This window comes from Cellulophaga algicola DSM 14237, from assembly GCF_000186265.1.
GTDB classification, from domain to species: domain Bacteria; phylum Bacteroidota; class Bacteroidia; order Flavobacteriales; family Flavobacteriaceae; genus Cellulophaga; species Cellulophaga algicola.
Genome location: NC_014934.1, coordinates 499,369 through 511,807 on the forward strand (window position 1 = coordinate 499,369; position 12,439 = coordinate 511,807).

Genomic DNA, 12,439 nt, shown 5'->3' on the forward strand with positions numbered 1-12,439 from the left:
TAATGAAAAAAATAATAAAAATTAGTTGTGCCTTAGTAAGCGCTGTTGTACTTTTTAGCAGTTGCATTAATGCTCAAAGTCAGACAGAACAACCAAATATTCTACTTATCCTATGTGATGATTTAGGGTATAATGATGTTGGCTTTAATGGATCAACAGATATAACCACTCCAAACCTTGATCAATTAGCTCAGGATGGAACTATTTTTACTTCGGCTTATGTTGCTCATCCTTTTTGCGGACCAAGTAGAGCTGCGTTGTTAACAGGTAGATACCCACATACTTTGGGGTCTCAATTTAATTTACCCGCGAATGGTGCTTCTACAGGTAAAGGAATTTCTGTCGAAGAAAAATTTATGGGAGTACCTATGCAAAAAGCAGGGTACTATACGGGTGCTATTGGTAAATGGCATTTAGGAGAAACGGCTGAATACCATCCTAATAAAAGAGGGTTTAATGACTTTTATGGTTTTCTTGGAGGCGGACATAAGTACTTTCCTGAAGAATACAAACTGCAATACAAGCACCAAAAAGAAATGGGCACTAAAAACATCAATGATTATGTTCTTCCCCTGGAACATAACGGAGCTATTGTTGAAGAAAATGATTACCTAACAGATGTACTTTCCAGAGAGGGAATTCGGTTTACAAAGGAAGCACATGATAAAAAGAAACCTTTCTTTTTATATTTAGCCTATAACGCGCCACACGTACCTTTAGAAGCAAAAGAAAAAGATCTTGAAAAATTTAAAGACATTGAAGATATAGACAGACGCACCTATGCGGCTATGGTTTATGCTGTAGACCGTGGTGTGGGAGAAATTGTAGCAAGTCTAAAAAAAACAGGTCAGTTTGACAACACACTTATTATATTTTTAAGTGATAACGGCGGGCATACAGGACATGGTGCCAATAATTATCCCTTAACCGGGAGAAAAGGAGACACCTGGGAAGGTGGTTTCCGCGTTCCAATGTTCTTCCATTGGCCTAAAAAAATTAAAAAAGGACAAAAATTTGATTATCCAGTTTCTGCCTTAGATCTTTACCCCACTATTGCACATATAGGTCAAGCTAAAATAGGAAGTGATAAGATTCTTGATGGTAAAAACATATGGGAAGCTATTATTTCACTAACAAATCCGCATGATAAAGAAACGCTTTTTGCGATGCGTCATCGTGAAGGGTATACTGATGTTGCTGCAAGACAAAATGAATGGAAAGCTGTGAAAGTTCTTAGAGAACCTTGGAAACTGTTCCACATTACAGAAGACATCAGTGAAAAAAATGATCTCAGTACAGCGCATCCAGATATTTTACAAAAATTAGTTTCAGATACAGAAAAATGGAGTAAAACACACACGGAACCCTTGTGGTTTGACCCACTGTATTTAGAGCAGATGTGGAAAGATAGTACTATGGCAACATTCAATGATACTTTTAAACTTGAGCAAAAGTAAATCTGCGTAAAATATTTAAAATCTCTAGTAAAAAATATGACATCTTCAAAAACAGTATTATTATCCTTTTTCTTATTCGTTAACGTATTAACCTTTTTCTGTACTAAGGAAATTAATGCGCAAGAGTATGATCACAAAGTGGTTTTTTCAGAAGTTTTTAAAGACTTCCCTAAAGAAGAAAAAAATCTTAGAAAATGGGGAGCCCCAGTTGTTGCAGATTTAGATTGTGACGGCTTTTTGGACATCCTTTTAAATGATCATGGTTTTAGTGTTAAAGTACTATGGAATAATAAAGGCACATTTGAAAAACCATACGATCTTATCATGGGAGATATGCATGGCATTGCTGTAGGGGATTTTGATTTTGATGGTAATTTAGAAGTTATTATTGCTAGAGGCGGAGGTTCTGGTAGCAATGCTCGAAATTCTAAAATTTTCAGGGTTGATGCTTCTCGAACATTTACTGCAGTACCTGATTTTGATGTTCCTTTAAAACTAATGCGTGGTAGAACGGTTAAGTTTATAGATGCTGATAATGATGGTGATTTAGACCTACTTAATTTTGCTTTTCCAGACGCAAAAAAAAATGGAGTAAGTGAAAATTATAGTTACCAAAACAATGAAAATCATCAATTGGTGGAAGCCGCTACCCTACCTGCCATAAAAGCTGATGGACAGAAGACTTTAGTTACTGATTTTAATAACGATGCCATAAAAGACATTATACTATATGGAAATGGAAATATAATAGTATACCAAGGTAATGGAGATCTGACCTTTACAGATGTTACTTCAAAAGTACTTAGCAATGATATGGATGAAGTTACCGATATAGCAGAAATAGATTTTGATAATGATGGTGATTTTGATTTATATCTAACTAGAGGAAAAGATTTTGAGGTCGGAGAAACTTTTTATGATACAACCACTAAAGTTTGGGGATTTTATACTAAAAGAGGTGAATTTAAATTTGATCCATTAGAAGTTGGTGATGTTTTAAACATCGAGAACTTACAATCACAATGGCCACAAAAAACGTTATATATAGGAGAATCTGGCTACGAATATAAATTCCCCGGCGAAACACATTCTGGCAGGGATATACGACTAGTAAATAGTGACGCCTTAGGATTTCCTGACACCTACGAAAATAAAGGCACTTATATTGGCTATATTGGTAACCGAGAATGGATGCTAGCGGGTTCTATTTGGTCTCCTTCTACCGGAATTATACACGGTGTGGAGCACTACAAACAATATGAACATCCAAAAGGACCAAATGACATTTTACTAGAAAATAAGAACGGAAAATTCTACGATGTCACCAAAAATAAAAACCTATATTTTGAAGAACATAACAATGGCATTACCATAGCTGATCTAGATAATAATGGGTATCAAGATATTGTAATTATTCCCAGAGGGGATTTAATTCACGGAATAAAAGCTATTATTTACCTCAACCAAGGAGAAAAAGGTTTTAAAAAACTAGAACATCATACAGTTTTAGCTCCTGAACTTGGTGCTATTGGCATGAGTGTGGAAGCATTCGATTATAACAATGATGGCATGGTAGACTTACTCATGGGCAATGACCGAGGTAAATGGCACTTATTTCAAAATAATTTTGACACAAATACCGAGAACCAATTTTTGGTCTTAGATATAAAAAACGCTCCTTCAGGAAAAGCAACGGCACTAGGTGCATCGGTTTCTATTAAAAATTGCAAAAGCCAACAAAACAAAATTATTGGAGCTACAAGTGATGCCTATTCACAAAGCTTCAATAATTTGGTGCATTTTGGATTAGGAAAATGTAAAAGCCCTGTAGCAATTAAAGTTACTTATACGAATGGGGAAATTATTGAGGAGAAAGTACCTAATTTAAATACTACCCTTAGTCTTGGATTAAAAAAATAGCCTTTTTAATAACCAAAAATGCATAAAATGGAAAGAAGAATTTTTTTTAAAAAAGGAACTCAGGGCGCAATAGCAGCTAGCATTCTTCCTATAGTAGGAAGTTCATGTGTTAGTACAAAAGAAAATGGAATTGTCCTAGCTACAACAAACGATAATGCCCATAATCCTGGCAACCCAGAACAATGGCAACAAATGGGTACAGGAATGAGGGCTAACCCACTTCGTAAAAAAATAGTAGATTTTGATGTTGTTGTTATTGGCGGTGGTGCAGCAGGAATTTGTGCAGCTGTGTCGGCAGCAAGAAATGGCTCTAAAACAATTTTAGTACAAGATAGGCCCGTTTTAGGAGGTAACGCATCTAGTGAAATTCGTGTACATTTAAATGGCGTTAATCATTTAAAAAATGGATTACCCGAAAGAGAAACCGGTATTATCGAAGAACTTTTATTACTCAATAGATTTCAAAACCCGCAAGAATCCTTTACCGTATGGGATCATGTTTTGTATGACTTTGTAACTAGGGAACCTAATCTTGAGCTTTTATTAAATACCTCTGCTATGAGAGCAGAAATGAAAGACGGCAAAATTGCTTCGGCAATTTGTTGGCAACTTACTACTGAGATGGAATACACCATTAACGGTAAAATATTTATTGATTGCTCAGGAGATGGCTTATTAGCTGCGACTTCTGGAGCTTTATATCGTACTGGTAGAGAAGCTTCTTCTGAGTTTAACGAAAAGTACGCACCAGAACAAGCTGATGGTTGGCAAATGGGAGCCACAGTTCTTTTATCTTCAAAAGACATGGGCAAACCCATGCTTTTTTCACCGCCTTCTTTCACGCTCAAATACGAAGCAGAAAAATCACACAAAGGGAGAAAGCTCAAACCTTTTGTTGAAGGATTTTGGTGGGTAGAATTAGGTAGTGAAGATGATATAATTGCCGATTATGAAGAAAACCGACATAAGTTAATGGGCTACGCATATGGCGTCTGGGATTATGTTAAAAATTCGGGTAAATTCCCAGAAGCAGAAAATTACGCCTTAGATTGGGTTTGTTCCCTTCCAGGGAAACGGGAATCAAGAAGATTTATGGGGGATTACATACTTTCTGAGGGTGATATGCTAGGAAATAAACAGTTTGATGATGCTGTTGCTTACGGGGGATGGTCCTTAGATGAACATAACCCAGGAGGCATTGAAAATTTAAGTGAACCACCGAGCTATTTTCATGAAAAATTTGCGGAAGTATACCAAATTCCTTTCCGCTGCCTCTATTCTAAAAATATCTCGAATTTACTATTCGCAGGTAGAAACATAAGTCAAACTCATATAGCGCTATCTTCTTCTCGTATTATGGCAACTTGCGCACTTGAAGGGCAAGCTGTAGGTACGGCAGCTTCAATTTGTATTAAAAAGGGAGTTTTACCTCGCAATATCACCGAAAGCTACATAAACGAATTACAAGAACAACTTCTACGAGATGATGCTTTTATACCTAAACGGCCTTCAAATAATCCAAATGATATCGCTAAAAAGGCCTCTTTAATTTTTGCTTCCTCTACCCTCTCCGGAGACGCTAAATTTCTAACGGATGGGATGTCTAGAGACATCGATGGCAACATACATCATTGGGAATCTGATAAACTACCTGCTGAGATTCAATTAGAATGGGATAACTCAGTAAATTTATCCAAGGTAGAATTAAAATGCGATACCAACGTAAAGCGAAATTTAATGATGCGAAAAGATTCCTTAAATGATGAACATTTTAGCAACCAAGTACCAGAAGAATTGTTAAAATCACTTTCTTTAGAAGCACGTATTGATGGTAATTGGGTTTCTATTAGCAGTATCAATAAGAATAAAACAAGGTTAATTAAATTTAATTTTGATACCATAAAGGCTACTGCTATAAAGATAATAGTCAAAGAAACGTATGGTAAGGAAAATGTGAAATTATTTGGAATAAGTTGTTTTGAATCTTAATGCTAGGAGCACTTAAATATCACCATATACTAATTCTATTCCTCCTAGGGTTTCAATCTTCAATACCTCAAAAAAGTTGTGAAATAATACATGATGTATCTATTCTGCATCCAGGGATAAGCTTAACAGACAAAATCCAGAAAAAATTAATTGAAGACAATTGTGCGTCAGATAAAAAGGTCACATTCTATATGGATGTTGAAAGTGTAGTCTGTGGTGATAAACAATGTAGCATAGATATTGTACGTATTTTTTGGAATGAATTAGGCTTCTTCCAAAAAATAGAACTTAGGTCTGGCGTGGATTTAGAAAAGGCTGAAGGTAAAGATTTTACGAAAGAAGATTATATAAAATTAAATGAAATTCTTTCCGATAAAAATGCTCCATTAAAAGCTATTTACAAGGAAGATGTTACTAAAAGTCAGACAAGTGAAGGCGTAGATGCGTTATCTGGAGCAACAATTGCCTTAGACACAAAATCATACGTAAAAGGCGCTGTTTGGACCTGTTATACCTTATGGCATTGGGTAAATAGTGACATATGCAACCAAATAAGAACTATCACTGCAAAATCAAAAAAGACAGCACAACTCTATTCCTATATACAATCTGATCAGTTATCAAATAAAATTTTCGGATTAGAACAAATTATCAAACGAAATGAATACCATCAAAAAACGGTAGATTTAGTTGTAGACCAACTTGAAAACAATAATTATCTATTGCATAAATTTATTCTAGAATATGCAGAGAATGCTCCAGACAGCATTTATTATAGTATTGCAAAAGCTGCTCTTGAAACCAAGAACGATCAATTAAAGCTACTTTTTTTAATATCCTTAAGAACAACTAATAAAAAGGCATCTATAGAGTTCTATAATGAATTGGGAAAACACCTTATTAACTGGCAAGATTCCTATCAAAACACACATGAGCTATTTAAGCTATTTGAAAGAAAAAATTACTATTCTACAACCATTAAGGATAACTCAATACTTCTTCTAAGTAGTCCTAATTTCATTATTTCCCGCAGCGCATATTGGTTTCTTAAAAAACAAAAACTATCAAAAAAAGAGCAAGAAAAATTAGAGGCCTACAAAAATTTACACAAAAACAGATTGTAGTTATTTTACATTCATTCTCAAGGACTTACCCTTTAATAAAATTTAAACCTAGCACGTATCTGATATTTGAAAACGATGGATTCTTAAAATCTCTGCCATTATTATCCAATTATTACCCTAAGTAGCTTAAAAAGGTTAAAATAATGTTACTGAAAGGTAAAATTGATAACTAAGATGGCCATAATTTCCATTTATTTTGATATCTCAATAGGATTTTTATCAAATATGTATTTTGATGGTTCTATTTTATTAATCTGAAAATACAGATTAAGCAGAAATAAAATAATTAACTACTAAACAAACTATGCTAAAAATCAGAAAATGGGCAGCTAACAAAATTAGCCTTAAGCAATCATTTTAATCGCTGCAAACAACCATTTAAATTATGTCAAAAAAAAACTCACTTAATTACTCACAATTATGAAAGAACCGAAAAACAAACAAAATGGAAATCACGCGTCCATAAAAACGAAATACTGTCTTTTGCACGTATTTTTAATTTCGTTATTCTTAATTCCCCTTTCTGGGTTTGCAGAAGTAACTGAAACCACATATGAAGCTACAAATAAGGAAGAACAACAACGAATTATAACAGGTACGGTCTCTGATGTTGATGGTCCTTTACCAGGAGTTAGTATCGTTGTAAAAGGTACTACCAACGGTACAAGTACTGACTTTGACGGTAACTATAGTATCAATGCAGATGGTGATGCTATCGTATTACAATTCTCCTATATAGGGTATGCTACAAAAGAAATAACTGTTGGCAGCCAGTCTAGCGTAAATGTAACTTTAGAGGCAGATGCACAAAGTCTTGATGAAGTTGTTGTATTAGGATATACCACAAGAAAAAGAGGCGAATTAACAGGTTCTGTAAGTACTCTTAATACGGAAGAAATAGAAAATACGTCAAATAAAGATGTTGCTAAATCTTTGGCAGGTAAAGTTTCTGGATTAATTGTATCTGATAGAGGCGGGTATCCAGGATCTAATGATGATATCTCTTTGTTAATACGGGGTAAATCTACATTAGGTAATAACTCACCCCTTATCCTTATTGATGGAATTGCAGCAGGTCAAGGTTCATTCTCTCAACTATCACCACAAGACATTGCTTCAATAAGTATTCTTAAAGATGGTGCCGCTGCCATTTATGGTACAAGAGCTGCAAATGGTGTTATTCTGGTAACTACTCGAAGAGGTAAAAATGGAAAACCAAAAATTAATTTTTCTACATCTTATGGTATATCTTCCTTTTCGGTTGCTCCGAAGTTAATGTCATCCTCACAGTTTGCAACTTATGAAAATGAAATTGCTGAGCGTAACGGAACTGGGTTACCTTACTCTCAAGAGCAAATAAATAGTTACGCCGCAGGAACTGATCCTATTAATTTCCCTAATACAGACTGGGCTGATTTAACATTTGCTAAAACTGCTCCTGAATCAAGAACATCATTATCAATTTCAGGAGGTAGTGAAAATGTTAAATACTTTGTGAGTGGAGATTTAATAGATAGAGACGGTATGTTTGCTTCTGGAGATTTAAATTTTCAGCAAAAACAAATACGTTCCAACTTAGATATTACAATTACCGATAATTTTAAAATTGGTATTGATTTATCTGGCAGGTTTGGAGAAACTAGTGAGCCTGGGGTAGATGCGACTAACATTTACAAACAAATATATACCAACCAACCAACTCTTGTAGGTATTTACCCGAATGGATTACCTTCTGGCGTTGGTCTTGAAAATGGATCAAACCCATACGTAATGTCAAGTAACGCTTCTGGTTTTACAAAACAAATTGATAATGACCTTAGAAGTAGGTTTTCTTTTGATTGGGACTTAAGTAAATTAACGAAAGGACTAAGTTTAAATGGATATGCTGGTATTCGTAGAATGAATAATGACCAAAAATCATGGTATACACCATGGACCACGTATGCTTTTGATGAAATTTCTAATGAATACCTACCCTCTACAGGGTTCTCTCAAAGAGGTAATGAAAGAATTTTAAGAGAAAGCTTTTGGAAGTTTGATGAAACACTTTTAAACACTACGATAAGATATGCTAATACGTTTGGTGACAAACATTCTTTAAGTGGATTTCTGGGTTACGAACAACAAAGCTCTAATTCTCGTAATTTCTGGGCAGAACGTAGAGGATTCCCAACTGAAGACCATCCTGAATTATTTGCAGGAAGTGACGATGGCCAACAATCTTCAGGTGTTTCAAGTGAGTCTGCTACAGTAAGTTATTTTGGATCTTTGTCTTACGATTTTGATAAAAAATATTTTTTAGATGTTACCATACGTCGTGATGGTTCTAGTAATTTTGGACCAGGAAAACGTTTTGGAACATTCCCTGGAGTAGCTGCTGCTTGGGCCTTAAACAAAGAATCTTTCTTAGAGGATGTAAGCTGGATTAATGCTTTAAAAATAAGAGCTTCCTATGCTATAATGGGTAATGATCGTATTGGCCCTTTCCAATACCTAACGCGCTATGATTATGGTAGCGACACCAATGTAGCACAACCCAATTATTACGTTTTCGGATTAACTGGAACAAGTTATAACGGATATAGAAGTGATAGCGTTCCAAATGAAGACGTTACTTGGGAAACTGCCTATATGAAGAATATTGGTTTGAGTTATACTTTATTTGACAATAGACTAAACGGTGATATTAATTATTTCAATCAAAATAGAGAAGATATTTTAGTTACAAGAGCAGCTGCTATCCCTGATGCTGCTGGATTAACCTTACCTGCCGAAAACATTGGAAAAGTAGCTAATTATGGCTGGGAATTTGAATTAAGTTGGAGTGATCAAGTCAATGATAACTTTTCCTATAATCTTGGAATGAACTATACGTTAGCTAAAAATGAAGTTAAATATTTAGCAGAAGCACTAGATACTCCTGATGCGTTAAAGAGAGAAGGCAAGCCATTAGATTCCTATATTATATACCCTACCAATGGTATCTTTAGAGACCAAGCTCAGGTAGATGCTACTGAAGTTAAATTAAATAATACGGTAGAAGGTGAACCTATTTATTTAGATACGAATGGCGATGGCGAGATTAGTTCTTTAGATCGTGTTCGTAAATTCACCTCAAACGTACCTCAAGTTCAATACGGAATTTTTGGAGGCTTCAAATACAAAGCGGTAAACTTTAGTTTTTTATTACAAGGACAAGCCAAAGCAGAAACTTTAGTGTTCTTTGATCAATCTGGAGCAAAACCAGAATACGTATTTAACCAAAGGTGGACGCCAGAAAATAGAGATTCTAGATATCCAAGAGCGTTCCAACAAGGTGACTCATATAGTGGACAATTAAATAACGTTTCTGATCCAAATTTTCAAGGAGCAGATCTTTGGTTGCGTGATGCATCGTTTTTAAGATTGAAAGAAGTAGAAATTGGCTATACCTTATCAAAAGACGTTATCAAAGTTGGCGATATTAAATTATTCGTAAGAGGCTTTAATTTACTTACCATGTTTTCTGATGTGTACAAACTAGGTCTAGACCCTGAAGCAGATGGTTACAACAACTTTAGAGGAAGTACCTACCCATCTTTGAAAACGTATACCCTTGGTTTAAATTTTACATTCTAAACTAAAAGCAAGAAATTATTCTTATTTAATTAATTAAAAATAAATAAAAATGAAAAAATTTAAATTTATATATTTATTTGTTGCTTTCACCATGTTAGCTACAATCAGCTGCGAAGACATTTTAGATGTTGAAGCTGCAGATGCTTTTACTGAAGATCTTATCTATAGTGACCCTGTGCAAGTAGAACGATTAGTGTACACTGTGTATAATAGTACAGAAAGTTGGGGATTAAATAAAGCCCAATGGTGGTCACGTAGATTCAATATTGAGGTTGGCTCTTTTGAAGCTAAATTCAATTTTCAAAATAGAGACTTAATGCGTCTAAATGCAGGATGGACCAATAGTAATGTTGGTGTACTCTCTCAAAAATGGAGTAACTATTGGGACTACATAAGACTTGCTAATGAATTTCTTGATCGAATAGACGAAAGCGAAGCGATGCAAAAAGACCCTGAAAAAGTTACTGCTCTTAAAGCCGAGATGAAATTTTTACGCGCCAATGTTTACGCTAAGCTATTAAAATACTATGGCGGTGTTCCAATTATGGAAAATGCATTAGGCCTAGATGATAACTTTCAATTAGTTAGAAATAGTTATGAGGATTGTGTCGCTTTTATTGTAAAAGAGCTAGATGAAGCTGCAGCTATATTACCAGAAACACGTCCGGATGTTGAATTTGGAAGAGCTACTAAACTTGCTGCATTAGCCGTAAAGTCTAGAACATTATTGTATGCTGCTAGTAAATTACATGACCCAAGTACAGCTCCAAACGGACCACTTTATGATTATGCTAAAGCAAGTAAATGGCAAGATGCTGCAGATGCTGCAAAAGCGATTATCGATATGGTAGGCGCCAGAGATTTAATAACGGTAAGTGATGCTACTGATTATCAAAATTTATTTATAACACCCAATCAGGATCTGCTTTTTGCAAGACCATTTAGTGCTGCCTATTATGATTTTGGAACAGATGTAGTATCGCTTCCTGACCAAACACAATCACCAAGTGGTTATGGAGGATGGGGATTATCATCGCCTTCACATAATTTCGCATTAGAATTTAATATGGCTGACGGTTCAGGTACTACTGATGCCGGAACTACGTATGATGCTACAAACCCAAATGCGAATAGAGAAATGCGCTACTATGCCGATTTAAATTTTCAAGGAGCACAATTCAGAGGACGTGCAGTAGATTACGCCTTAGCCGATACACCTAGTGAAACAACTCCAGACGGTCCAGATTCTTCAAACGGTGTTGTTGAAGGAATAGGAATAAATCAACAACATTCTTCTAAAACAGGATATAATATCAGAAAATTTCAGGACGAAAGTTTAGCTGCTTTGACGGATGTATCACCGCAACGTCCCTATATTTTATATCGTTTAGCAGAAGTATATTTAAACTATGCGGAAGCACAGGCAGAATTAGGGAATGATGATAGTGCTAGAACCTTTGTGAATAAAATTTCTAGTAGAGCGCTACAACCAGATATTACTGCTAGTGGAGCGGAATTAAAAGAAGCGATTAAAAGAGAACGAAGAATTGAAATTGCTTTTGAAGGGCATAACTTTTTTGATGAAAGACGTTGGATGAATGAAGCACATTTAGGCTTCCCTATCAAAGGATTAACATGGACTAAAGCTACAGATGGTACGGTATCATTTACGGAATATACCGTAGAAACTAGACCTTGGTTCCAAAAACATTATTATTTACCAATACCAGCTACTGAAGTTGAAAAAGCACCTTCACTATTACAGAATTCTGGGTATTAAAAAGCTAGTTTAAAGTTGAGTTGAGACTATAGTTGAGTTAGTTTAGTAAAAAAGGGTCCTTGAAAAAGGACCCTTTTTCTATATAAATATAAACCACACCTCTATTATTATTATTATTATTCTGAATCTTAAAAGATATAGAGACTTACTATTGTCAGTACACAGGTTAATAACCTAGGGGCTAAAATTATAAAGAAACCTTATACTTACTGGTATTTCAAAATTTAAAACCAGACAAAGTCACTAAATTATATTTTTATATAGGTTTTATTTTTATTCATATACCATAATAAAAGATATAGAATACCAAAACCTCCTGTGATTTTTAGTGTTTCATAGTAATTGCCTACATATTGTTCAAACACAAAAAGCAAGTAATTTGCTATTTGTGAAAAGTCTATTACATGTGATAATACATAGGCCGTAATTGCATTAACACCAATTACCTTTAAAGGTTTCGTCCATTTCACATATCCCTTTATGTCTATGATCCAATAAAAACCGGCTAGCAATAGAAAACAAATTCCAGAAGAAAACAGAACAAAAGAACT

Annotated in this window: 7 protein-coding genes; 6 read left to right on the top strand and 1 reads right to left on the bottom strand. The window is 34.9% G+C overall.

The genetic code is table 11. The features are described 5' to 3' along the window. Positions 1 to 2: 2 nt before the first annotated feature. From CELAL_RS02135 to CELAL_RS02160, 6 genes are all read left to right on the top strand, one after another. Positions 3 to 1,457 carry a sulfatase family protein gene (locus tag CELAL_RS02135; protein ID WP_013549269.1) on the top strand — a complete coding sequence of 485 codons (1,455 nt, stop codon included), beginning with the start codon at positions 3 to 5 and terminating at the stop codon, positions 1,455 to 1,457. A 36-nt stretch (positions 1,458 to 1,493) separates the two neighbouring features. After that, entirely contained in the window at positions 1,494 to 3,377 is a 1,884-nt protein-coding gene (locus CELAL_RS02140) for an FG-GAP repeat domain-containing protein (protein WP_013549270.1), read from the top strand. A 27-nt stretch (positions 3,378 to 3,404) separates the two neighbouring features. Further along, positions 3,405 to 5,366 (top strand): FAD-dependent oxidoreductase, encoded by a 1,962-nt coding sequence (locus CELAL_RS02145; protein ID WP_013549271.1) that lies wholly within the window; start codon positions 3,405 to 3,407, stop codon positions 5,364 to 5,366. Further along, the gene (locus CELAL_RS02150) at positions 5,366 to 6,490 is read left to right on the top strand and encodes a hypothetical protein (RefSeq protein WP_013549272.1); all 1,125 of its coding nucleotides are present in this window, start codon (positions 5,366 to 5,368) and stop codon (positions 6,488 to 6,490) included. Before CELAL_RS02145 ends, CELAL_RS02150 begins: the two co-directional genes overlap by 1 nt. Positions 6,491 to 6,910: 420 nt before the next feature. After that, entirely contained in the window at positions 6,911 to 10,108 is a 3,198-nt protein-coding gene (locus CELAL_RS02155; protein ID WP_013549273.1) for a SusC/RagA family TonB-linked outer membrane protein, read from the top strand. Between the two features lie 49 nt (positions 10,109 to 10,157). Further along, positions 10,158 to 11,888, top strand: a complete 1,731-nt coding sequence (locus CELAL_RS02160) for a RagB/SusD family nutrient uptake outer membrane protein (protein ID WP_013549274.1) — start codon at positions 10,158 to 10,160, stop codon at positions 11,886 to 11,888. Between the two features lie 248 nt (positions 11,889 to 12,136). Here CELAL_RS02160 and CELAL_RS21330 read toward each other — a convergent pair whose 3' ends face one another. Then, positions 12,137 to 12,358: a hypothetical protein gene (locus tag CELAL_RS21330; protein ID WP_148229646.1), complete on the bottom strand. Its 222-nt coding sequence runs from the start codon at positions 12,356 to 12,358 to the stop codon at positions 12,137 to 12,139. Positions 12,359 to 12,439 lie beyond the last annotated feature (81 nt).

Excerpts from the sequence above, each read along its gene's own strand:
- CELAL_RS02135 (WP_013549269.1), top strand. The coding sequence starts at position 3 with ATGAAAAAAATAATAAAAATTAGTTGTGCCTTAGTAAGCGCTGTTGTA.
- CELAL_RS02140 (WP_013549270.1), top strand. The coding sequence starts at position 1,494 with ATGACATCTTCAAAAACAGTATTATTATCCTTTTTCTTATTCGTTAAC.
- CELAL_RS02145 (WP_013549271.1), top strand. The coding sequence starts at position 3,405 with ATGGAAAGAAGAATTTTTTTTAAAAAAGGAACTCAGGGCGCAATAGCA.
- CELAL_RS02150 (WP_013549272.1), top strand. The coding sequence starts at position 5,366 with ATGCTAGGAGCACTTAAATATCACCATATACTAATTCTATTCCTCCTA.
- CELAL_RS02155 (WP_013549273.1), top strand. The coding sequence starts at position 6,911 with ATGAAAGAACCGAAAAACAAACAAAATGGAAATCACGCGTCCATAAAA.
- CELAL_RS02160 (WP_013549274.1), top strand. The coding sequence starts at position 10,158 with ATGAAAAAATTTAAATTTATATATTTATTTGTTGCTTTCACCATGTTA.